A 23,951-nucleotide genomic window follows, 5' to 3' on the forward strand; every position below is an offset into this window, starting at 1 on the left:
TCCATTATAACAATACTTACCAGTAATTTTTGTCGAAATGTAAAAACAGGACGCAATCAGCGTCCTGTTTTTCTATTCTTCATCCTCCATCATATACCGATATGCTTCTGCGAATAAGGTCATCTGGCTATCTACCAGTTCTTCGTTATCCCCTCGCGTTACATAATGATAGACGCCGAATTCATCTTGCTCTCTCGCTTTGCTGTTATCTTGCAGCATTAAATCAAGAATATTGCGAATCCGACGTTTAATCGGACCGTCATAGATTGGGAATAAGATTTCCACTCGCTTCTCCATATTCCGTGTCATCATATCTGCTGAAGACAACTGAATTTTCTCTTCCCCATTATGATGGAAATAATAAATACGTGTATGCTCTAAATATCTGCCAACAATGCTTCGGACGCGGATGTTTTCACTGATTCCTTTGATTCCCGGACGTAAACAGCAAATTCCTCGAATGATCAAATCTATTTGGATACCCGCAACCGATGCTTCGTACAGCTTCTGAATAATTGGTTTATCCGTAAGGGAATTCATTTTCATAATAATGCGTCCATTGTTATAACGCTTATGCATCTGGATTTCATCATCAATCATCTTAATAATATCAACTCGGATGTCGAATGGTGCTACCGATAAATGATGGAACGTCGGCTTCTCGGTATATCCGCTCAAATAGTTAAAGAAATTCGTCGCATCAATACCCATCTTCCGTTTCGAAGTGAACAGTCCCATATCTGTGTATAGCTTGGCTGTCTGATCATTATAGTTACCCGTACCAAGATGAACAAAACGCTCAATTCGGTTATGCTTTCTTCGGACTACTAAAGTTATTTTGCTGTGGGTTTTCAGATGTGTCATACCATAGATAACATGACAGCCCGATTTTTCCAGCTCCTTCGCCCATTGTACATTATTCTCTTCATCGAAACGTGCTTTCAGCTCAAACAAAACAGTCACTTGTTTGCCCTTTTCGGCTGCTCGTTTTAACGCATCAATAATTGGCGAATCACCGCTCACTCGGTAAAGCGTCTGCTTGATTGCCAACACATCTGGGTCATCGGCTGCTTTGGACACAAAATCTACAATCGGCTCAAATGACTCGTAAGGATGATGCAGGAAAATATCGCGGTCATTAATCGCATCAAATAGATTTTCATCTGTCTCAATCTCTGCCGGCGGCTGTGGAATAAGCATTTCGTATACAAGATGTTCTCGTTTTGGAGCAACTAATTTATAAAACTGCATCATTTTTGTAAGGTCAATTGGTCCATCAATTTCATAGACATCTTTTCGGTGAATGTCTAATGTCTCCGTTAGGAAGTTAACCATGCTAAGGTCATATTCCTGTTTTGGGATTTCGAGCCGGACAGCTGCGCCCCATTTACGCTTTTTCAGTTCTTTCTCGATAACCTTTAACAGATCACGAGCTCCCTCTTCATGAATTGTCAAATCTGCATTTCGGGTAATGCGGAATACAGTGGATGATTTGATTTGATAACCACGGAAGAGCTTGTAGATATAATAGCTAATCACATCTTCCAGCAGGACGAAATGCAGCGCATCTTCGCTTGTATCTGCCAGCGGAATAAACCGATCCAGCACGGCAGGTACTTGTACAATCGCTCGCTTATGCTGCTTCTCCTGGTCAAGCTCTCTTTCATCCAGTAAGGAAACAGCCAAGTTCAAGCTCTTGTTCAGCAGCATCGGAAACGGCCGGTAGGCATCGACTGCCATTGGTGTGAGAACAGGAAAAATCTCTTCTTCAAAAAATGTTTCCAACCGAAGCAGCTGCGCACTGGAAAGCTGGTCCATCTTGAGCAGCTCCACCTTTTCCTCACGCAGTTCTGGAATAATGCTCTCTTGAAAAACATTATTTTGTACTTCTACAAGACGATGTGCCTTAGCACCTATTTTCTGGAGCTGCTGCTTCGGTGTCATGCCAGCTTTATTCTCTGGCCGATTGAAACCAGCTTTCACTTGATCCTTCAGACCCGCTACGCGCACCATAATGAACTCGTCCAAATTGGAACTGAAAATTGACAGAAACTTTAGTCTCTCCAACAAAGGGTTGCGCTTATCAAGCGCTTCTTCCAGCACTCGTTCATTAAAAGCAAGCCAACTCAACTCTCGGTTATTGTAATACTTCGGGTTGTTCAATTCTACCCGCAACTGTTCCTCTGTTCTCAATTCCACGCACCACTTTTCGACAATATTCTTCGCTTTTATTATAACAGCTGCGTCTCTTCCAGCAGTAAAACAATTGTAAATTTTGTGTAAAGTTTAACTTATATAGGAAGTTGCGTCTTCTTGGAATGCTAGCTGGATAGTGCGGCGCAGCTGCTTTTCAAGGTGTTTTTTCTGCTTTTCCACTTGGTAGCTTTCCGCGCGCCAATCTTCTTTACATGTAACTGTTAAGATAAGTTCCTCCTCTTCTTGCCGCAAATCAATCGCAGATACGATATTACGCTTTGTCGCATGTAAACTATTTGCTAGTTTAATCACTGCTCCAAGCAAACGATAATGAGATAGTTCTTCTTCCTGGAACCATGTTTGGAACACTTCTGCATTTCGGTTGTAGAAAGATTTATTTTTGAAAGATGCGAGCAGCGCTAAAATTATTCGGTCTTTATGCAGCAATCCATCAATTGTACGATTGGCCAGTAAATAAAATGAATGCTGGTTGCCTGATTCTGTATCGATGTACGCGCCAATGTTGTACACATACGCTGCATATCGCACTAAGAAGATATCGTGGTCCGTTAGCGTTATCAATCCTTGCTTCTCTACAAGCTTCGCCAGCTGCAGTGCTGTTTCCTGCCGATCTGCTGCCTTGTTCACATCAACCTCAAAATCCTTCGCCAATTCATCAAAGCTGCGCTCGAGCACATCTGTAAACAGTGTCATTTCTTCTCGGCGATGCAGCACTTCAAACAGCAGTCCATCCCGAAGCCCTTTTCGGCTTAGTACAAAATCACTTGTGCCTACATAATCAAGCAAGCAGCGGAACACTTGCATAGCCGGCAAAATAATATCAGCTCGGTCTTTGGACAATCCATCGACTTTTTGCAATTCTGCAAAGCTGAGCGGTGCTATCTCTTCTTCTATGTTTTCGATATCCTGCTTGGTCATCTTGTATTGATGCAAACCTGCTAATGGATAGCCGACTTCTTCTTGGTGCATTTGCACGACATTTCGCGCGCTGCCTCCGATGGCGATAACTGGCAGCTGTTTGTTTTCCAGCCACTCCAACGTCCGGAGCTGCTCACAAACATACGCATGAATTTGTCTAAGTTCCTCTTCAGTCGGCTTTTCTCCAGCTACAAACTGCCGCTTTAATGACAAAGCCCCGAACGGGAAACTATGATAGAAGCGCAATTCTTTATTTTCAAAATATGTGAGTTCTGTACTGCCCCCACCGATGTCAATTGTAATCCCATCGCGGAATGGTGTGCTGTTTGTTACTGCCAAATAGCCAAGATAAGCTTCTTCATAGTCAGACAATACTTTGATACGGAAATCGGTCTTCTGCTCTACTATATCTACTATGTCTTGCTGGTTTTTCGCGTGACGTACAGTCGCTGTCGCAACGCATGTGGTTGTCTCCAATTCATAAAAGCGCGTCACTTCTTGAAAACTTTGCAGCGTCTTAATCAGTGTCTTGATTCCGTTCTCATTCAGCACACCCTCTGTATCAAGATAGTTTCTTAGACGTGCGACAACTTTTACATTTTCTCTTTCTTTAATGCGACCGCTCTTATCCCGTACATACACAACGAGCCGCATCGTGTTCGACCCAATATCAATAATGGCGTAATACTTTGTTTTCATTCTAAGTCCCCTCACATCTTCAGCCTTTTTCTCCATATTACCCAAAGTAAGCCTTACCTAACATTTTGCCTAAAAGAAAAGCCGCACATGTGTACTTGTGCGACTGGCAGACATTATCCTACTGCCTTAATTTCCTTTGTCTCTTCTTCTGTTTCTTCGTTTTTCTCTTGATCTGGTTCAGATGCCGGTTTCTCAGGTTCTGCCTCAGGCTCGGTTGTTTCTTCCTTCACTGGTTCCGGTTCATCTGCTGGTTCCTCTGGTTGCGGTTTTGGTTTTGGTTTTGGTTTCTTTACTGGCTTCTCTTCGGGCTCTTTTTGCTTTGGCTTTTCTTCAGACTTATATGCTTCCTCTTTATTGCTGGATGAAGACCCACCACTCGTACTGCCGTTATTGCTGTTTCTGCTATAACTTGATGAACCACTATTTCTATAGCTAGAGGAGCTGCTGCCAGAAGAACTGCTCGATGGAGCTGTGTAATTGTATACTGGCGTATCGTCATCAGAATTCGTGCTGTATGTATCGTCTGCTGTTTCTTCTGTCTCGACCATCTCTTCTGTTGTCAAAACATCTTCTTCCGTATCAGCCTCTTCTTCAAGCAATTCAGATTCTTCCTCATCTGCAATCAATTCTTTTTGGAGAGCGAATTCACCATCGATATGTTCAATCTTTACTTCTTTTGGTGCTGTTGATAGTTTCGCCTTCACCGCGAGAGACTGCTCTTTTTGTTCATTCGCTTTTAAAGAGCTGTTCGTAACAGACTTATTTTGTATGTAGAAGAAAGCGGAGACCGCAACGCCAAGGAAAAGAATGAACGTACCGATTAACAATGTTTCTTTCTTCACTTCGCTTCTCCTCCTTCTTCATACAGCTCAATCGGAAGTCCATCTGGATCCTGGAAAAAGGTAAATGCTCTCTCCGTGAAAGGATCAATGCGGACCGGCTCTGTTTTGACACCCATTGCTTCCAGACGTGCTGCCTCTTGCTCGACATCATGAACGGTAAAAGCTAGATGTCTGAGACCAGTTGCCTCCGGATAGCTTTGCCGGGCGGGTGGATTCGGGAAGGAAAATAACTCAATCACATAAGTATCTCCCAATGCGAGATCTAATTTATAAGAATCTCTTTCTTTCCGATAAACTTCTCTAATACATTCCAACCCTAATATCTCTGTATAAAAACGCTTGGATTCTGCGTAATCCGAACAAATAATTGCAATATGATGCACAGCTTGCAGCACAGCGCTGCCTCCTTCCGACATTTCCATTTCTTCCATTCTACTACAAAAACTTCCTCTAATCAGCATATTCCGCAAAAGATATGCGCAACTTTACAATATCTCAGAATAATCTAAACCTGCTGCAATTTCCTTTGCCTGTTTGCGATTTTTAACCCCAAGTTTATCGTAAATACGATGGAAGTAAACCTTCACTGTGCCAAGTGATAATGTCAGCTCTTGTGCTATCTCATTGTTACGTTTTCCTAACTGCAGCTGATAAACAAGCTGCAATTCTCGTTTTGTCAGCTTACTTTGCAGCCGTTGATTTTGCGTGTCGTTTGACCAGTAGGCAAGAATTTGTTCGATGTATTTGATTTGTTTTTTTGGTATTTCTTCTAATCGGATCAGCTCTTCAATCATGTCTCGTACTGTTTCTCCGCCTAGCCAGTACGTACGCAAATATTTAGAATCCACACTAAGTCGCAACGCTTGTTTGAGTGATGCGAAAGCTGCTTCTTTATCTTCTGTATACAACAACACAGCCTGTGTAACAAGCAGGTCAATTTCCACGCTTATCCGCCCTCCAAATTTTACGAAAGGCATCAACTTTTTGATGTAACGAAGCGCAGTTTCCCTTTCATCTAATGCCGCATAAGCATGGACAAGGGTGACATATTCATACAAGCTTTTCTGTTGGACCGGCAGCTCTTGGAGTACAAATAACGACAGCCAATTTCTTATTCTGTTTTCATCTTTTTGCTGAATAGCAATCTGGATACGCGCAGCTTCTGCTTTTTTAAACCAATCGGACGGCGCATTGCTCGTTGTAAGCATATCTTTTAGTGCATGCAGTGTCGCTTTTGCTGCTTGTGCATTTCCTTGCTGCTCTATCTCCAAACGCGCCTTTAATAGATAAACAGGAACGAGCAAACCTGGAAGGCCAAACAAGTCCGCAATCATGAGTGCAACATCCAAGTGACGCTTTGCTTTTCCGGGTTGCCCCCATTCATACGCAATCTCCGCTAAACAGATATTGTAGTATCCGCTGAATACAGATTCTTTTGTGATTTTTGGTGCTAAGCTTTCAAATAGACGATAAACAGAACGCAAGTCCCCTCCACCGCCAATGGTAGAATGCAAGATCGTCGCGTCATGACGATTGTAATCAAACGAATGAGAGAAATATCTGCTCGTAATCGGGCTATACACAAGTGCCTTATTGGCATTGTTAAGTGTACTCTTCGCATCATCCTGCAGTATCGAAATGAACGTCTTCAATGTATACACATCGGTGAAATATCGCTTCTCTTCCTCTTCCGTCAGCTGCAGTTCCCGACGGAGCAGCTGCTCCTCCATCATATGTGCTTGCCGCTCAGCCAGCTCTGGCTGAAAACGGAAGCAAACGACCCATCCATAAATGATGCCAAGCTCCAGCTGATACATATACTTGCGCGGAAGTATGCTGATCCATTCCTGCAGCTGCGCTATACGACCTTCTTGCAGAAGACTAGGAGCCGCTTTAATTATCAACCGCTTCAGCAGTTCCTGATCACCAGCCTTTGAGGCATAATGAATGGCCATAACCAATGTCTGCTGTGTTTCATACCAGTCACTTGCCCGTTTATAAAGTTCCTTGACATCAATAAGATCTTGCATATCAAGCATCTCTCTTAAATAGTTGCGTAGATGCCTATTTAAGCTAAACCAACCCGTTCCTTCTTGTCCCTCAACGAGGAGTCCTTGTGTCTTCAATCGTCTAATGATGACACGCCCGCGCCTTGTACCTGCAAGGTGATCACACAAGCGAATATGCATTGTATTGAGCACAGCAGAACAAAGCAAATAATGCTGCTCATTTTCCGATAAACTATACACAATTTCCTGAATCAGCTGACGTGCTACCGTCACATTAGAAAATTGTAAATCAGTGTAATCTTCACGCAGATGCTCATACATGTGAACTAACTGCAGCCCCGCAGGCCAGCCTTTTGTCTGCTGCATGATGTTCGCTACTTCCTCTTCAGATGGCTCTCGGTGAAGATAGGTTACGATATAATGCTGCAATTCTTCTGTAGTGAAAACAAGATCTTGCTTGGTAATTTGCAGTACTTGCTGATGACGCAGCAGTCGCTTGAGTGATACCCCTGAAAAAGACTGTCCCGAGACAATGATATGATATGTATCTGGCATCTCTTCAATAAAAGTGATTAATTCATCTAACTCTGAGGAATCTGTCATCAGATGAAAGTCATCAATGATTAGTGCACCACTCTCTTGATACGTACGAAGACACGCACAAAGCGTCGCAATGAAATGGGTTGGCGAAAAGGAGGTGCTCTGGATAATATCCAGTAAGTTTATTCGTTCTTGTTCCGGCAAACCCGGCATATGTACAATTACTTTCTTCCAAAAGGCGACGCGCTGAATATCTTCTTCTCCTAAGCTGACCCACCCTACATCTAAATTGGTCTTGGCCGCCCATTCCTTTAAAATCGTCGTCTTGCCATATCCGGAAGGAGCAGTCACCGTTGTCAGCTTACAAGTTTCAAGATTGTTCCATACACTGTCAGGCTTAATCCGTTCAATGTGCATCCGTCCAATAGCGCCTGTGTGTGCCATTTGATTCCAAGTAGATTTTCGTTCCGTCATCGCCATCAACCTTCTTCATCATAGTTACATTAATTATAGCAAAACTTGTAGAATTTTGTGGTACAATCTAGCACTTTTGTATCTATAATTACATATATTAATAGTATATTGGTTGCACTTCCAATAAAATCAAAAACACCTTGCCGCTAATGCAGCAAGGTGTAGGTATTATGATAAATCTTGTCCATTCGTCGCAATAACACGCTGATACCAATCAAAACTCTTCTTTTTCTTTCTTTCCAGTGTGCCATTTCCTTCATTATCCCGGTCCACATAGATAAAACCATATCGTTTACTTAACTCTGCCTTGGAGGCGCTGACTAGGTCAATTGGTCCCCAAGCAGTATACCCGATTAAATCGACACCATCCGCGACTGCTTCACGCATTTGTTCCATATGCGCTCGCAAATAATCGATACGATAATCATCCTGAATACTGCCGTCCTCTTCTACCTGATCATACGCACCAAGTCCGTTTTCGACAATAAACAATGGCTTTTGATAACGGTCATACAGTGTATTCAGCGTCGTACGCAATCCCTTTGGATCAATTTGCCAGCCCCAGTCCGAAGCTTTCAAATAAGGATTTCTAACGCCGGTCATCAAGTTCCCTTCAGCTGCTTCTTTCAGCTTCGCTTCATCCGTAGTGGCAATAAATGTCATATAATAACTAAAGCCAATATAATCAACTGTGTGCTTTTTCATTAATTCCTCATCGCCTTCTGCAATGTGGAAGCTGATATCATGCTCTTTGAAGTAGCGCTTCATATAGCCAGGGTAGAAGCCGCGCACTTGCACATCCGAGAACTGCAATGTTTTGCGGTCCTGCTCTAATGCTGCGAACACATCATCCGGATTTGGCGTCAGCGGGTACGTGGTCATCGATGCAATCATACAGCCAATTTGTGCTTCTGGATTGATTTCATGAGATGCTTTTACCGCTAGTGCGCTAGCAACAAATTGGTGATGCGCAGCTTGATACATACTATTCAGCTTGTTTTCGCCTTCTTCAAACTGTAAGCCGCCGCCAGTGAACGGTGCGTGCAAGACAACATTGATTTCATTAAATGTCATCCAATACTTTACTTTGCCTTTGTAACGCTCCAGGACTGTACGTGCGAACTTCTCATAAAAATCAATTACTTTACGGTCACGCCAGCCGCCATACTGCTTCACAAGATGAAGCGGCATTTCGTAATGCGAGATTGTCACAACTGGCTCGATGTTATGTTTGCGCATTTCGTCGAATAGATTATCATAAAACTGCAAGCCTGCTTCATTTGGTTCCGCTTCATTGCCATTCGGGAAAATACGTGTCCAGGCGATTGATGTACGGAAGCATTTGAAGCCAAGTTCCGCAAATAAAGCTAGATCCTCTTTATAGCGATGATAAAAATCGATTCCCTTATGATAGAGATTCAGTTCGCTTGGATCTTCTGATGCTGGGTACATGATGCCGTTTGGTGAAACATCTGCCGTAGACAAACCTTTACCGTCCGCTTGATGAGCACCTTCCAGCTGGTTGGCCGCGACGGCACCGCCCCATAGGAATCCGTCAGGAAATACTTTCTTCACTTCTGCCATATTATTTTCCTCCTGTTTTTTCGTATTGTAATAAGTAGTGGTACAGTGCTCCATATAAATTGGCATCGCTTTGATAATGACAGCAGACAATACGCGGCTTTGCTACATGCATGGGATTAACTTGTTTCAGCTCATCCACTGCCTGCTGGATACGTTCGACGACGATGGGCTGCGCGCTAATACCGCCGCCGATACTAATGACTTCTGGATCAAGTATGTACTGCAAATTGATAATCTGCGCAGCAATATGGAAACAAAACGTATCAAATATCGTATTCGCATCTTCATCGCCTGCCAGAATAAACGCAAATGCCTTTTTCCCATCTGAGATATCTGACCATTCTTTTTGCTTATTGATGCTATGAATCATTCGTACAGCAGAACCGCTTGCTCCAAAAAAATCGGCTTTGTTCGATTCAGGCTCCACCGCTTGCATGATATAACTCATTTCTCCTGCTAGCAGATTTTTGCCATGACGCAGCTTGCCATCCAAAATGATACCGCCGCCTACTCCGCTGCCTAAGACGAGCACGACAGCATCTTGTTTCCCTTTAATGCTGCCCAGCCATAACTCTGCCAACGCCGCACAGCGACCGTCATTCTCCACCGCCACGGTGACACCGTATTTGTCAGCCAGTTTTTTCTGCAAGTTCACCCGATGCTGAAACGGGAACGAACCGCCGTTATAAATAATGCCGGTCTCCACATCAACCGCTCCTGGCGTACTTACCGCAATGCCTCGAACGTCTTCGCTGTACAAGCTATCAATCGCCGCATATAAAATAGTGTCAAATGCCTCGATATTTTCCCTGGAAGCTGGACGTGTCTCTTTTTTGATGATTTTCCCGCTTCTGTCCATTAAGGCAGCCTTGACTAACGTACCGCCTATATCTACAACTACGTACATGAGCGCACCTCCGGCTCTGTTCTGTTAGAAATTGTGCATCTTCATGGTATAATGATACCGATTACATTTCTGGTATTTTCTTTCGTTTTTTTGTAGTTATTTTTCATTTTCTGTCATGGAGGTTATAGCGATGGTAAACGAATATAGCGTTGTCATGCGGCTGCTTCAAGAAGCATATCCGATACATATTGTTTATGAGCAAACACAAACATGCGCTTCTCCTTGCTTGATGAAGGACAAGTTTGGTTATACTTTCTTGCTTCCACTTTTGCAAGATGGAGAAGTAACAGGTACTTTGCGGCTCACAATGGCCAATGGGCAGGACGTTACAGGTGACACCTTAACGGCGATTGGCTCCGTTGCGTATTACATGTTCTATCAACGTGAACTCGATCGCAGCAAATTACATGCACAACCGGACGATCAGCCACTTGTTCAAGCTGCAGAGAATAGACAGAATGTAACGTATCACCACTATCCTTATATGGAGGAGAAAGTCTTTGCGTGTATTCGAGCAGGCCGGCCGGATTTAGTGCGAGAACAGCTTGATCATTTTCCAGAAGGATTACAAGGAAAGCTTGCCAGACAAAATGAATTACGCAGCCAAAAGAACTTAGCGATTACAGTGATTACATTAGCGACGAGAGCTGCTATTGACGCAGCTCTGCCATCTGAACTTGCATTTACGATGAGTGATATGTATATCCAGCAAATTGAGGACCAAAAAACGAGTGCCTCTATTATAAATCTGGAAATAGAAGCGATGTGCACGTTCGCGGCAAGAGTGCGTGAACGAAAAGCAGGCGCTTATTCCCGAAAGATTGCTCATTGTATCCACTACATGTATCAAAACATTTACGAAACACTTAACCTAGAGCAGCTAGCAGATATGCTGCAAATGAATGCAACATACTTATCGTCCTGCTTCAAACGAGAAGTGGGCATGCCAATACGCACTTATATTCAGCAGCTGCGGATTGAAGAAGCAAAGCTACTGTTGCGATTAACAGATCATCAGCTGCTTTACATCGGTTCACTGCTTCATTTTCATGACCAAAGCTATTTCACAAAAGTATTCAAAAAACATACTGGTCTTACACCGCGGCAATACCGGGAGCAGACATAAAAAAATGCCGACAGCAGGAGCTGTCGGCTTATCCATGTTAGTTTGCTGGCTGATTGGACTTGCCTGCACGAATGACAGACGGACGTCCAATCGAGTAATAATCAATATTCGCTGTTTCTACATAGCTGAGCGGGTAGCAGTTGCGGCCGTCAATGACGATCGGCTGCTTCATTTTTTGTTCGAAAACAGTTAGCGGAAGATCTTTGAATTCATCCCACTCTGTGACGATGAACGCAACATCTGCATTCTGCAGTGCTTCTTCTGTAGATGCAGCATAATGAACAGATTCTGGAAGCAGACGTTTGGCATTGTCCATGGCGATCGGATCAAATGCCGAAATGTTTGCGCCAAGGTCTGCCAATTTATGCGCCAAAACGATACTTGCTGATTCACGCATATCATCTGTGTTCGGTTTGAATGCTAAGCCAAGCATTGCTACATTCTTGCCTTCCAAACCGCCGCGAACGACCATTTGTGCGATATCAAGCGGAAGCTGCTGCTGCTTGTTGTTAACATTGATTACAGATTCCAGCAAATCAAATTTGTGATTCACACCGCCGGCAATCTGGATAAGTGCTTTCGTATCTTTCGGGAAACAAGAACCGCCGTAGCCAATTCCTGCATTCAAGAACTTATCACCAATCCGTTTGTCCATTCCCATCCCTGCAGCTACATCTTCAATATTCGCACCAAGCTTGCCGCAAATGGTACCAATTTCGTTGATAAAACTAATCTTTGCCGCCAAGAAAGCATTGGAAGCATATTTGATCATCTCCGCACTCTCGATATCGGTACGGAATACAGGTACGCCGAATGGTTTGTTGATTGTTTCAATTAATTCAGCTGCTTCTGCTGATTCCGCTCCAATTACGATACGGTCTCCGTTATATGTATCATAAACAGCAGAACCTTCCCGAAGGAATTCAGGATTGGAAACGACTTCGATTGCTACATCACGATCAAGCGCTTCGGTAATCCAATGCTTCACAAGTTTATTTGTGCCAACAGGTACCGTACTCTTTGTAACAACAACTGCTCCTTGATCTGATACATTGGCAGCAATATCTCTTGCTACTTGCTGTACAAAGTCAAGATTCGCAGAACCGTCTGCTCGTTCTGGCGTGCCTACCGCAATATAGATAGCCTCTGCATCCCGGAAAGCGATGCTGTGATCTGTTGTGAAATGAAGATTGCCTTTATCAATATTTTTAGTCATAAGTTCGGAAAGGCCAGGCTCATAAATAGGAGATTTACCCTGGTTCATTTTAGCTACTTTCGTCTCATCGATATCCACACATGTTACATCATGACCAATATCTGATAACGCCACTCCTGTAACTAAACCTACATATCCTGTTCCAACAATTGCAATTTTCTTCATTTATACGATCCTTTCTTATTTCCAAAGTGAATAAACACTTCTACTAAGCTATGTTCTACAGCTAATTTTTTTGAAATGATAATGTTAATAGTTTACTATAAATTATCCAGTTTGCGGTCATAATTCACGAGATTTTTTCATTAAATTTACATATTTAACAATAAGGAAAGGGTGCATCAGCGCACCCTTTCCTTATTATTTCTTATTCTTACATTCCAATATAAACGGCTGTTCCTTGAGTTTGCGTTTCACTTCACGCCCCCAATTCTTCACAGCATCAACTGTCGTGTTCTCAATACGAGCAATTTCTTTTATTGGCAGCTTACGCTCGAACCGCCAGTATACATATTTATACTGCTTATCAGTTAATGTACGTTTGACGTTTTGCCAGAATTCCTCTTTCTCCAGAAAATCCAATTCTTGCTGAATGGCTGCTTGGGTGTGGGCTTCATTAATAATGAGGTCTGTCTTTTCTTGTTCGCGGATGATTTTTCTGAGGTAGTCAATCAATCGATAGCGGATCATTCTGCTTACATAGGAGTTAAAATTGCCTTTCGTCTCATCATATCCTTTACAGGCGAGGAATAAAGCCATAATACCTTCTGATAAAAACTCATCATGCGGATCTCGCACTCGCATTCGGTGGATGTGGTAGTGAATCATGTTTTTGTACTGGTCAAGAATTGCGTCAAAATCTTTACTTCGGATATCCATTGTTTCATCCACTCCTTAAATTCTTATTAGGTAAAACAGCTTATGAATGACGCCCCTCCTTTTCCTTGTTTTAGGACTTTTTGTTCATCCACAGCTATTCTGTCTTATAATCGATTTTTTTGCAAGAAAAGGGCGGATTTACCAATTTCGACATTACGAAGCAAAAACAGGCTATTTTTACAGTTTCTTAACTGCAGGATTTGTCGTCTGAAAGCGAAACAAAAAGAAAACACGCGTTTTCCATTAAGAAAGGCGTGTTTTAGCGGGCATATTAATATTTTGTAAAATAAAAACTTGGACTAGCTTTCTTGGTCGCTGAATAGGCTGTATAAGTCAGCCAAAAGGAGGCCAAGCATGGGAAGTATCTTTAATTATATCTTGTTAGGAATCAGTCTTTCGGCACCAGTCGGTCCAGTGAACGCCGCTCAGATGGAAAAAGGCATTCGAGGCGGCTATCTTCAAAGCCTGTCTGTCGGCGTTGGCGCAATGCTGGCAGATATCCTTTATATGCTGCTTGTGTATCTCGGGTTTTATCATGTAATCATGATCCCCGTTGTGCAGTCCTTCCTCTATTTCTTCGGAAGCTTTGTCTTCCTTTATTTAGGTGTGGAAAGTGTGCTCAAGACTCGGACACTAACACGTGCCAGTATGACAGCTGTGGCACCGCTTCAAGGTCTTCGCTATGGATTTTTGCTTGCACTCGTCAATCCAATTAGCATTATGTTCTGGGTTGGCGTTTACGGCTCTGTGTTAGCCAAAATTGTCGAGCATGGCGAAGGTAACCATTTATTATTGTATACAATCAGCATCTTCGTCGGTGTATTTCTTTGGGACAATATCATCGCCTTGCTTTCCAGCAGTTTACGCCGCTTCCTCAGTGATAAGCTGCTGCGCGGAATAACACTCATATCTGGTCTGTCATTACTTGGCTTTGGCGTGTATTTCGGCTATTTAGGCGTGCTTAGCGTTTTGTGATTTCTTGCGTTTCACCCATATACCTATAAGTAAAATCAACACAATCGCGCCGCCGCTTGCATATAAGCCTGGTCGCACTTCCGCTTCCACGGCTGTTCCGCTAATAGCCGCTAGCAGCAAGACAGCACCGATGACAGACACCACTTTATTACCAATTTTATAGTCCTCATTTTTCCAAGCTGACGCCAGAATGAACAGCCAGTTGTACAGCAGCAGCAAACCAGCTGCCGTGGTAATGTACTCATATATTTTCCCGGGCAATAACAATGCCGTAATAATACTGGCGAGTAACCCGACTGCAGCAAGCAGCATACTCGCCAGGGGCAAGTCTTTATATTTTAATTTTTTCGCAAAGAGCTGCGGTGCGTCTTTGTCTTTCGCTAACGTCACTAATAAATTGGTGACAGCGAATAGAGCCGCACAGAGCGTGGAGAATCCTGCAACAATGACCGCCGCATTAAACACATGCGGGAAAAATCCGAGCGGTGTTTTCTCAAGTGCCGTAACAAACGGGCTTTCATTTGTATGAAAACCATGTGTACCGACTAAACTGCATGCCAGGAGCAGGGAAATGATATACACTATGGCAAGACCTATCAGCATGATTGTACCTGCTTTGGCTGCTTCTTCTTTCTTCTTCAGCTGCATTGCCATCAGTCCGATAACCTCAATTCCGCCGAACGCATAAAACGCGTAGATCAAGCTAGCCCATAAACCTTTGAAGCCATCATGCAGAAATGATTCCTGAAACGGTTTGTATGTTGACTCTGTCGAGATACCGCCGAATAAGACAAGCAGAGCCAAGATGATAAACATCGTGATAGCAGCTGTCTTGACGACCGCAAACACATTCTCCATCTTGTTGAAGCCTTTTGCGCCGGCAAGCACAACTATAATTGCCAGCGCAGCATAAATCGCGGAAAAGACCCATAACGGAATATTCTCAAACCAAAACTTACTTAGCAGTGATATCGCTGTCAGCTGGCTGCCCATAATAAGGATATTGGAGCACCAATAGCTCCAGCCGCAGCTTAAGGCAGCCCAGCCACCAAAGGCTTTGCCGGCGTAATAGCAAAATGATCCTTCCTGCGGGTCACTCGCTGTCATTTTTGCAAGAGATAGAAAGACAATAAGCGTACCAGCAGCTGCCAATGCGAACGAAATAACAATGGATGATCCAGTTAAATGAATGCCAATTACCGAACCGAGAAAATATCCCGTTCCGATGGTACAGCCAATCCCTATCAGTGACAGCTGCCACCATTTCATATTGCCTGCATTAGATGTTTTGCCTTGTCCTTTATTACCTGGATGCTTTTTCAAACCGTTCCCTCCTCGTTTCGTTAGTATGAGGAGTAATGTTGGAATTATGTAAGACAGGCGTGGTAAGATAAGATTATTCTATCTATGCAAAAGGAGCATCAGGATGCCATCCAAAGGGAAAAAAGCCTTTTTCTATACTATGCTATTTTTACTTGCTGTCATGATGATTGGCACGATTTATATCGTATTTAACGGATACAAAAGCTTGCTTTGAATGGAAGAGCTGCCACTAGCGGACAGCTCTTTTTTCTTGCGTTTCTCCAATCTTTTCCTATTAATTGGTCACTTTCTTATAGAAAGCCCTACTTTTGTAAAGCTTTTGTAAATACTATCAAAATTACCTTTACATAACTTTCACAATTAGACATAATAGGCGTGTTTGCGACAGATTATAAACCTTAGGGGTGACGATAGTGGAAATTAACGTACAAGAACTGATTTTCTCGTTTATCGGGGGATTAGGTATATTCCTATTTGGGATAAAATCAATGGGAGATGGACTGCAACGATCAGCAGGCGACAAACTACGCGACATTTTGGATAAATTAACGACCAATCCGCTTATGGGCGTACTCGCTGGTATTCTTGTTACCGTCTTGATTCAAAGCAGCTCAGGTACTACCGTCATAACAGTCAGCTTAGTAAGTGCCGGATTTATGACACTTCGCCAGGCAATTGGTGTTATTATGGGTGCCAATATTGGTACAACAGTTACAGCATTCATTATCGGTCTTGATGTGGGCGCTTATTCACTGCCAATCTTAGCAGTTGGGGCCTTCTTGCTATTCTTCTTTAAAAATAAAAAGATCAACAACTTAGGACAAATTTTCTTTGGTTTTGGTGCTTTATTTTACGGACTAGAGCTCATGAGCGGTGCAATGAAACCACTCCGCAGCTTAGACGCTTTTCATGATTTCACTTTACAAATGAGTGATAACCCAATCTTAGCAACCGTGGCAGGTACACTATTTACGGTTGTCGTACAAAGCTCAAGTGCAACGATTGGTATCCTGCAAGGACTTTATGCAGAAGGACTTGTGGACTTACAGGCAGCATTGCCAATTCTTTTCGGAGATAACTTAGGAACAACGATTACAGCTGTGTTAGCGTCTATTGGTGCATCTGTTGCAGCGAGACGAGCGGCCTTCACGCACGTATTGTTTAACGTGATCGGTTCGGTAATATTCCTAATCTTACTCGTTCCTTATACGGCACTCGTAAAATGGCTGCAAGCCACATTGGACCTAGAACCAGCCATGACCATCGCATTTGCACACGGAACGTTTAATATTACAAACACACTCATTCAGCTGCCATTTGTTGCTGTACTCGCTTGGATTGTTACGAAGCTGATTCCTGGCAAAGACAAATTAGCTGAGTTGAACGCCAACAAATTGGATCCAGTGATGATTCAGCAGTCACCATCCGTTGCATTAGGGAATGCGAAACAAGAAGTTATCCGCATGGGTGATGTTGCTGTCCAAGGGTTGGAAGCAACCAATGAATACTTGCAAACCAAGTCAGTCAAACACGCTGACAACGCATATCAGCTTGAACAAGCGATTAACAACTTTGACCGCAAGATTGTAGACTATCTTGTTCAAATCTCCGCTGAGTCGCTCTCTGTACAGGAATCAGCGGAACATGGCGCCCTGCTTGATGCCGTGAGCGATATCGAACGTATCGGTGACCATTTCGAAAACATGATTGAACTTGTTGAGTACCAGCAGTCAAACAAAGTAAAAGTATCCAGCTCTGCAATGGAAGACTTAACAGAAATGTTCCTGTTAACTACAGACACCGTCAGAGATGCGATGCTCTCGCTGCAAAACAGTGATAAAGAGCAAGCAAAACTCGTTATCCAGCAAGAACATAAAATTGACGCAATGGAACGCAAACTGCGCAAGCAACACATCCAGCGCCTCACAGAAGGCTCCTGCAGCGGTCAATCCGGTATTATCTTTATTGATATGATCAGTAACCTAGAACGTATCGGCGACCATGCAGTGAATATTGCGGAGGCTGTGCTTGGGGAATCAAAGCATATGCATACAGTGAATAATTAAAATAAATAGAGCTCCTGGCAAATTGCCAGGAGCTCTATTTATTAGGAAATCATATCATGCACTTTATCTCGTTCATTCTGTGGAATTTCATAATAATAAACGCCGTCGATCTTTGTACCAGCACCTTGCATCTGGTAATTCTCCGCGTTTTGGCGAACATTGCGATAGTTCTTGAACAAATCTGTCATGGTTGAGAAATCCATGTTTGTTTTCACGTTATTACCTAACGCTCCCAGGATATCATCAACTTTATTAACTGACTTGATGCTTGCACCTTTATCGATAACAGCTTGAATAACTTGGCGCTGACGAGCGTTACGACCAAAGTCACCATTCGGATCTAAGTGACGCATACGGACATAACCCATTGCCTTAGGTCCATTCAATTGAATCTCACCTTGTGCATAGTGATAACCTTTTTTGTAATAACCTTCATCAATCCAATCCAGCTGGTTATTAACTGTAATACCGCCAACAGCATCAACAAAATCAGATAAGCCTTCCATGTTCATTTCAGCGAAATAATCCACTTCCATATCCAAGAAATTCTCTACCGTAGCCACCGACATATCAATACCGCCAAATGCGTACGCATGGTTAATCTTATCTACAGTTCCATGCCCTACAATCTCTGTACGTGTATCGCGCGGAACACTTATAATCTTCATTGCATCATTCACTGGATCGAGTGACATAACCATCATAGCATCCGAACGGCCTGCATCACCGTCACGCTGATCGACACCAAGCAGCAAAATATTTATTTTCTCTTTTTCTTTCACTTTTGTTGTTGATTGTTTTTTATCAATCGTATCTGTATTTTTCTGCATTGTATTAACCGTTGTTTTTGCTTTATTGGTAGCATAGAAACCTGTAGCTACTACAGCAATTACTAAAATTGCAACTATACTTAATAGCACTTTCAGCCAAGTTCGTTTCTTCTTACGCTTTTCTTTCCTGCCCAAAACCATATCCCCCTTAATCTGTTACCACTGGAAATCTGATTATATCATAAAAAACCTCTTCTTTTTGTTAAATCTTTCAAAAAAAGAAGAGGTTTCTATTACTTTCTACTCACTTATTGATTTAAGAAAGTCTGAGCTTCTTGAGCGTTTTGTTCCAATCCGCCAACATTAAATTCCAGCACAGCACCAACGTCATAACGGGCATCGTGATAGCTTCCATCCACTGGAATACGCATTGTTTGCATATCCTCTGTCTTACCGCGCAGTACGTCTGTACCCATCGATAACAGCAAGCCATTTCGAACATTCGTGCTCACATAGCCATTTGCAATACCAATCAACTTCGGTAGCTTAGCAAGTGTTGTAACACTCGCCACTTCTTCTTTCAGCTTCGTTAACACTTCTTGCTGACGCTGCACTCGCCCATAGTCACCGTTTGCATCATGACGAAAACGACTATAAGCTAATATCTCCTTACCTTGCAGCTTTTGCGTACCTTCTGTTAACTGTACACCTAAAGCTTTCTGGTCGGTTGTCATTTCAGGAGTTACTGTCAATTCAATTCCATCTGGTGCTACAGCATCGACGAGTTTCTCAAAGCCTTTAAAGTCAATTTCAGCGTAATAATTAATATCTATACCAAAGTTTTCTGTAATCGTCTTTCGCATTAGCTCTGGTCCACCGAGGGCATAAGCAGCATTAATCTTGTTATATCCGTAGCCTGGAATATTCACATAGGTGTCTCTCATGATTGAGATGAGTTTCGGTTCCTTTGTATCGGAACTATAATTGGCAATCATAATAGTATCCGACCGAGCACTGTCTTCTCCACGAGAATCACTCCCAAGAACAAGCACATTCACGTTATCGACGTTTTCATCTGATCCATTGAATTCAACGTCATCACTTAGATTGTTATCTGCATTTGCAGCATTAGAAGCATTGAAATATTGAAATGCTGCATAAGATCCAATTGCTATAAAAGCGATGAGAAATACCACCATAAACACTCTGAATTTGCGCACTTTCTTCTTCTTGCGCGTCTGACGTTGTAAGGTCACGTTGATCCGCCTTTCTTAGAAATGCCTATTAATGATAATAGCATGAAATGCATTGTTGTAATATAGTTTTTAAACAAAACGCAAAGCGTATTCATTGCACAGGAGAGTTTCTTGGGAATATAGAGTAATATGGGCTTATTCTACTAACACGCTTGGTCTAACTTTGTCTTTCAAGCTAGCTTCCCGTCATGCTATTATGGATTAAAGGAAGCTTAGACAGACTATTATGCTATTAGAAGTAACTGTGGAATCATTAAAGCTTCTATTAAGGTCTTATGTTGATTGAATCCACTAATATAGAAATAATGGGCAATATCCTGTTACGTCCAGATAATATGACTACATACGGTTGTAGTCTTGACCTGCACTAACAAAATACGTGCCATGTGTTTGAACGACAATACATCTCAGGTATATGGGTGTGACTTCTCACTGGCTATCACTAGCACGCCAGATATGTATCAGCCTGTAGGGCTGATTATTGTAATCCTTAAATCCCAAAGCATACTGGTTTCTCCAGTAATTCAGAGGCAATGTTCATGTTACATAACCGGATCCACAAAAAATGTGTTAGAGATCGATTTACGGTATAAACAGTTCAGTGATTGGGCGTTGGATATTACAGTGTAGAGAGGAAACTTAAACAGAGTGAATGAATAACAAAAAAGATGTTCAAATTAATTTGTCCCTAAAGCACTTGATACGCACTAACTCTATTTTATAGGACTCCTAGTTGGTACATCTATTCTGAAGCGAATGTTGCAACAGTTGGAAACCAAACATTAGAGATCGCAGCATAGAATCAGCTACTCTAAAGAATCAGTTTCCTTCTTTATCTGAATAATAATAGCAAAGTCGCATATGCATGTAATATGAGCTGGGCTACCTTTTATTGCTATCAATAAAGAGTATATAGAAGAGCCACACAAGTTGTATCTGTGTGGCTCTTTTTAAATTACTTTTCAATCTACTCTGGTTCTTTTCGAATAACGACGGCGCCCTCAATCATTTTCCGATGGTTTCGAATTAGCATAAAAACTATCTTAATTCCAAACTGTACTGCACTCTCCTCGTAAACCTTCGACAAAACATACCTTTCGCCAGATCGATGACTGTTGTACGCAAGAAACCGTATGAATATGCAACCTTTGGCGATTAACATTGCTTTTCATATATTTTAATTATTGCTAATCCATTATGGAATCAGCTAAGCTGCGTTACTCTTTTTTATAGAAATTCTCTTTATTGCTTTATCTAATAAATTTGTAATTAAAATCGAAATAGAAGCAACTATAATAAATGAAATAAACAATATATAAAAATTACTCATAGAAAAGCCTACGTTTTGATATATATTAATTAAAATCGATAGAATTAGAGCATGGGATAAATATATACCATAAGACCAATCAGATAATTTCGTCAAAATTTTCTTGGCAATTCTATTTTCCCATTTCAAGCATAAGATAAATGAAATAAATAAAATTGACATAATTATAATGCTCGGTCGCATAGAAGTTGTAGCGATATTTTTACCAAGTTCATCTATTAGAATATAAGACTCAAAAAAAACACCTAAAATTGAAAGTATTAACATCATACTTATCCAATTTTTATGTAACTTTAGAAAACTAACTTTTTGTTTAAAATCATCAGATAACCATATCCCTGCCGAAAAGTAAAATATCCAATTGAGAAAATTCAAAGGGCTATTGAGAGTTTCTATATTTGTTAATACATCTCCAATTTGGCTTAGTATAGTTAATAAGAAAAACAAAAATATACCAACATTTGATTTACTCAACTTAAATATAAGAGGGAAAACGAGATATAGAAATATAACTAATGGGACGAAGTAAAGATGATAGAAATTTGTTCCTAAAATGAAGTTTCTCATGAAAGTTAGGGGATTCAATGTTCCCGGACTATAAACAAAGTAAATTAAATTCCAGATTAGATATAGGAATAATATTTTTGAAACTCGTCTATAAAGTATAGAAGTAAAGTTGAAACTTTTACTATAAGCATTTGCAAAGCCCCATCCTGATAAGAAAAGAAATACAGGAACAGCAAATCTCGTTAGCTGATTAATAAGAAGTGTAACCCCCCCTAAAAAGCTTTCGTTATCAACGATATCAATGGTAGTTGAGGAAATATGTATAAATATAACTCCTATTATAGCTAATCCCCTCATCATATCTATTTCTTCAATTCTACTTTTCACTTTCTCCTCCACTTAAATATAATTTAGTCTGTTAATACTTTAAAAACTATAAAGAACACTACTTGCGTTTTGATACCACTCTTGCAGGCGAACCTACAATTGTTGTGCTGCGTTCTAAGAACGATTTATTAACAACAGCATTTGCACCAATAGCAATTCCATCAGCGATTTGTATACTCCCAAATATTTTAGCTCCTGGACCAATATATACATTATCTCCAATTTTAGGAACATTATTGTCTGTTCCACCAATATTAACACAAACATGGATTCTACAGTTCTTCCCTACTACACAGTTTGGGTTAACAACTATTGTACCAACGTGGGCAATATTCAAACCTTCACCAAATACATTGATAGGAATAGTAAATCCTAGTTTTAACTGCTTTCTTTTATATCTAAACTTCAAACAGTAATAAATTGGCTTAAATAATATATTATCTTTTTTACAATTATTTATATATTCAAGTTTGCGCATTAATCTTTGAAATTTCCACTCATGATAGCCAAATAGTTTAGGTCGTTTAAGTGTTATTTTATGGGCCTTTCTATCTGCCTCAAGATACCTTAAGTAATCTGCTTTAGACTGTATCAATATTGTACTCCTTTGATGTCATTATTGTAGGGTAACTCTGTTTGATCCTTAGTTTCAGATTTAATTTGAGATTTTGGTTTTTCTTTACTAGCACTCATTATGTATACAACCAACAAAAAATGGACCAGAATAGAGATGTTAGTAAAGGAATTTAAGAAAATGGGTTCAGTTATACCTCTTGAAACAAAAATTAATACTAATCCAAGCGATAGACCATTTGTTTTCTTAAAATAGATACATCCAGCTATAATAATTACTAATAAATATATTGATAAACCTATCAAACCTACTATACCAGAGTCACCGAGAGTTTGATAAAATTGACTATGAGCATGTGCAGGAGTCCATCCATAAGTATTAAGAAATCTCTGTTGCATATCACTCCCCCAAAGAGATAAGCCATAACCAAAAATCTTATTTAAATTTGCATATTCGAGAGTATAGTTCCACACAACGTCTCTTCCAGTGAACTCGTATAACCGATTTGTAATTACATAATCAACAATTTTTGAAGGTATCCTAGTTAAATAAAGTATAAGCAACAGAAACCCAGTAGTAAAACTAAATATAGAAAAATACATAAGTATTATTCTCTTCCTAATATTCTTTTTAACAAAATAAAACAACTTTAGAACGACTAAAAAGGCGATCATCAACCAAGCAGTTTTCGATTGAGTTAAGAATAATGCAAGTAAACAAATTGACAGGTTTATAATCTTCGTCCTCTTTGCTATATTGGATGAGAAAAATTCCATTAAAAAGTATACGGAGAGTATCACTCCTAAGGTATTGGCATGGTTTGTTAATCCATTTAATCTCATTTCTAACCCTAAATAGCTCTGATCATATGAAGTTTGTGCCACAAGATTTCTTGCAATAATAAAGAATATAAGGCCACTATATAAATAAAAGCGTCCAATTATAATAAAGTAATTTTCTATTACTACTCGACTCGGCTTTTTTATAAAGGTGATTAATAAAAAGATAACAATTAATCCTACGAGTGAATAATTAGAAGATGGTACATAACCAAAGAACCCTGCCAGAACCATGGGCAAAAATAAACATATCAATCCTATAAACAGGATACTTTCTGTTTTAGACAAGTTTTTAATCTGATTAAAAACTAATAAGCCAAGTACCATTATTCCTATAAGTGTAAACCTTAATAACAACAATAACGCACTACTCATAGAATCATTTATAAATGATGGTCTAGTCAATCGATTTGTCAAATACTCTATCAAAGGTATACAACCAAAAACACAAAGCAGCACCTTCCAATATCTCTCCATATTATTCACATCACCTCTTAATAAGATTATATACTA

General features: G+C 40.9%; 18 protein-coding genes. 3 read left to right on the top strand and 15 right to left on the bottom strand.

What is annotated here, in order from left to right; all coding sequences use genetic code 11:
- Positions 1–72 precede the first annotated feature (72 nt).
- From KS242_RS13740 to KS242_RS13770, 7 genes are all read right to left on the bottom strand, one after another.
- Entirely contained in the window at positions 73–2,193 is a 2,121-nt protein-coding gene (locus tag KS242_RS13740) for an RNA degradosome polyphosphate kinase (protein ID WP_254391715.1), read from the bottom strand.
- A 93-nt stretch (positions 2,194–2,286) separates the two neighbouring features.
- Positions 2,287–3,834: an exopolyphosphatase gene (gene ppx / locus KS242_RS13745; protein ID WP_217321849.1), complete on the bottom strand. Its 1,548-nt coding sequence runs from the start codon at positions 3,832–3,834 to the stop codon at positions 2,287–2,289.
- A gap of 113 nt (positions 3,835–3,947) precedes the next feature.
- Positions 3,948–4,676: a hypothetical protein gene (locus KS242_RS13750; protein WP_217321850.1), complete on the bottom strand. Its 729-nt coding sequence runs from the start codon at positions 4,674–4,676 to the stop codon at positions 3,948–3,950.
- Entirely contained in the window at positions 4,673–5,107 is a 435-nt protein-coding gene (locus tag KS242_RS13755) for an SMU1112c/YaeR family gloxylase I-like metalloprotein (RefSeq protein WP_254391716.1), read from the bottom strand. Before KS242_RS13755 ends, KS242_RS13750 begins: the two co-directional genes overlap by 4 nt.
- Positions 5,108–5,161: 54 nt before the next feature.
- Entirely contained in the window at positions 5,162–7,699 is a 2,538-nt protein-coding gene (locus tag KS242_RS13760; RefSeq protein ID WP_217321851.1) for a LuxR C-terminal-related transcriptional regulator, read from the bottom strand.
- A gap of 168 nt (positions 7,700–7,867) precedes the next feature.
- Entirely contained in the window at positions 7,868–9,283 is a 1,416-nt protein-coding gene (locus KS242_RS13765; protein WP_217321852.1) for an aryl-phospho-beta-d-glucosidase, read from the bottom strand.
- A 1-nt stretch (position 9,284) separates the two neighbouring features.
- Positions 9,285–10,190 (bottom strand): ROK family protein, encoded by a 906-nt coding sequence (locus tag KS242_RS13770; protein WP_217321853.1) that lies wholly within the window; start codon positions 10,188–10,190, stop codon positions 9,285–9,287.
- A 130-nt stretch (positions 10,191–10,320) separates the two neighbouring features.
- Between KS242_RS13770 and KS242_RS13775 the strand changes: the two genes are divergently transcribed.
- The gene (locus KS242_RS13775; RefSeq protein WP_217321854.1) at positions 10,321–11,316 is read left to right on the top strand and encodes a helix-turn-helix domain-containing protein; all 996 of its coding nucleotides are present in this window, start codon (positions 10,321–10,323) and stop codon (positions 11,314–11,316) included.
- Positions 11,317–11,353: 37 nt separating this feature from the next.
- Here the strand turns inward: KS242_RS13775 and KS242_RS13780 are convergent, their stop codons facing one another.
- Both KS242_RS13780 and KS242_RS13785 read right to left on the bottom strand, forming a co-directional pair.
- Positions 11,354–12,697, bottom strand: a complete 1,344-nt coding sequence (locus tag KS242_RS13780) for a UDP-glucose dehydrogenase family protein (RefSeq protein WP_217321855.1) — start codon at positions 12,695–12,697, stop codon at positions 11,354–11,356.
- 195 nt (positions 12,698–12,892) lie between these two features.
- On the bottom strand, positions 12,893–13,411 hold the full coding sequence (locus KS242_RS13785) for a sigma-70 family RNA polymerase sigma factor (RefSeq protein WP_217321856.1): 519 nt from the start codon (positions 13,409–13,411) through the stop codon (positions 12,893–12,895).
- A 354-nt stretch (positions 13,412–13,765) separates the two neighbouring features.
- Here KS242_RS13785 and KS242_RS13790 point away from each other — a divergent pair, with 354 nt between their 5' ends.
- Positions 13,766–14,386, top strand: a complete 621-nt coding sequence (locus tag KS242_RS13790) for a LysE family transporter (protein ID WP_217321857.1) — start codon at positions 13,766–13,768, stop codon at positions 14,384–14,386.
- On the opposite strand, the gene KS242_RS13795 is transcribed toward KS242_RS13790, so the two are convergent.
- Positions 14,363–15,655, bottom strand: coding sequence for an amino acid permease (locus KS242_RS13795; RefSeq protein WP_217324170.1), 1,293 nt, complete (start codon positions 15,653–15,655; stop codon positions 14,363–14,365). The two genes, KS242_RS13790 and KS242_RS13795, sit on opposite strands and share 24 nt — an antisense overlap.
- Before the next feature lie 467 nt (positions 15,656–16,122).
- Between KS242_RS13795 and KS242_RS13800 the strand changes: the two genes are divergently transcribed.
- Positions 16,123–17,775: a Na/Pi cotransporter family protein gene (locus tag KS242_RS13800; RefSeq protein WP_217321858.1), complete on the top strand. Its 1,653-nt coding sequence runs from the start codon at positions 16,123–16,125 to the stop codon at positions 17,773–17,775.
- Between the two features lie 41 nt (positions 17,776–17,816).
- On the opposite strand, the gene KS242_RS13805 is transcribed toward KS242_RS13800, so the two are convergent.
- From KS242_RS13805 to KS242_RS13825, 5 genes are all read right to left on the bottom strand, one after another.
- Positions 17,817–18,740: an LCP family glycopolymer transferase gene (locus tag KS242_RS13805; protein WP_371747553.1), complete on the bottom strand. Its 924-nt coding sequence runs from the start codon at positions 18,738–18,740 to the stop codon at positions 17,817–17,819.
- 113 nt (positions 18,741–18,853) lie between these two features.
- Positions 18,854–19,801 carry an LCP family protein gene (locus KS242_RS13810; protein ID WP_254391717.1) on the bottom strand — a complete coding sequence of 316 codons (948 nt, stop codon included), beginning with the start codon at positions 19,799–19,801 and terminating at the stop codon, positions 18,854–18,856.
- 1,207 nt (positions 19,802–21,008) lie between these two features.
- Positions 21,009–22,025, bottom strand: coding sequence for an acyltransferase (locus KS242_RS13815; protein ID WP_217321860.1), 1,017 nt, complete (start codon positions 22,023–22,025; stop codon positions 21,009–21,011).
- Positions 22,026–22,083: 58 nt separating this feature from the next.
- Positions 22,084–22,620: a serine O-acetyltransferase gene (locus tag KS242_RS13820; protein WP_254391718.1), complete on the bottom strand. Its 537-nt coding sequence runs from the start codon at positions 22,618–22,620 to the stop codon at positions 22,084–22,086.
- Entirely contained in the window at positions 22,617–23,915 is a 1,299-nt protein-coding gene (locus KS242_RS13825) for an O-antigen ligase family protein (protein ID WP_217321861.1), read from the bottom strand. Before KS242_RS13825 ends, KS242_RS13820 begins: the two co-directional genes overlap by 4 nt.
- Between the last annotated feature and the right edge of the window lie 36 nt (positions 23,916–23,951).

The sequence above is a fragment of the Terribacillus sp. DMT04 genome (genome assembly GCF_019056395.1).
Classification (GTDB): domain Bacteria; phylum Bacillota; class Bacilli; order Bacillales; family Amphibacillaceae; genus Terribacillus; species Terribacillus aidingensis_A.

Coding starts and splice junctions, on each gene's coding strand:
- KS242_RS13785 (WP_217321856.1), bottom strand. CDS start 13,411: ATGGATATCCGAAGTAAAGATTTTGACGCAATTCTTGACCAGTACAAA.
- KS242_RS13755 (WP_254391716.1), bottom strand. CDS start 5,107: ATGGAAGAAATGGAAATGTCGGAAGGAGGCAGCGCTGTGCTGCAAGCT.
- KS242_RS13795 (WP_217324170.1), bottom strand. CDS start 15,655: ATGAAATGGTGGCAGCTGTCACTGATAGGGATTGGCTGTACCATCGGA.
- KS242_RS13770 (WP_217321853.1), bottom strand. CDS start 10,190: ATGTACGTAGTTGTAGATATAGGCGGTACGTTAGTCAAGGCTGCCTTA.
- KS242_RS13760 (WP_217321851.1), bottom strand. CDS start 7,699: ATGACGGAACGAAAATCTACTTGGAATCAAATGGCACACACAGGCGCT.
- KS242_RS13780 (WP_217321855.1), bottom strand. CDS start 12,697: ATGAAGAAAATTGCAATTGTTGGAACAGGATATGTAGGTTTAGTTACA.
- KS242_RS13825 (WP_217321861.1), bottom strand. CDS start 23,915: ATGGAGAGATATTGGAAGGTGCTGCTTTGTGTTTTTGGTTGTATACCT.
- KS242_RS13775 (WP_217321854.1), top strand. CDS start 10,321: ATGGTAAACGAATATAGCGTTGTCATGCGGCTGCTTCAAGAAGCATAT.
- KS242_RS13765 (WP_217321852.1), bottom strand. CDS start 9,283: ATGGCAGAAGTGAAGAAAGTATTTCCTGACGGATTCCTATGGGGCGGT.
- ppx (WP_217321849.1), bottom strand. CDS start 3,834: ATGAAAACAAAGTATTACGCCATTATTGATATTGGGTCGAACACGATG.
- KS242_RS13790 (WP_217321857.1), top strand. CDS start 13,766: ATGGGAAGTATCTTTAATTATATCTTGTTAGGAATCAGTCTTTCGGCA.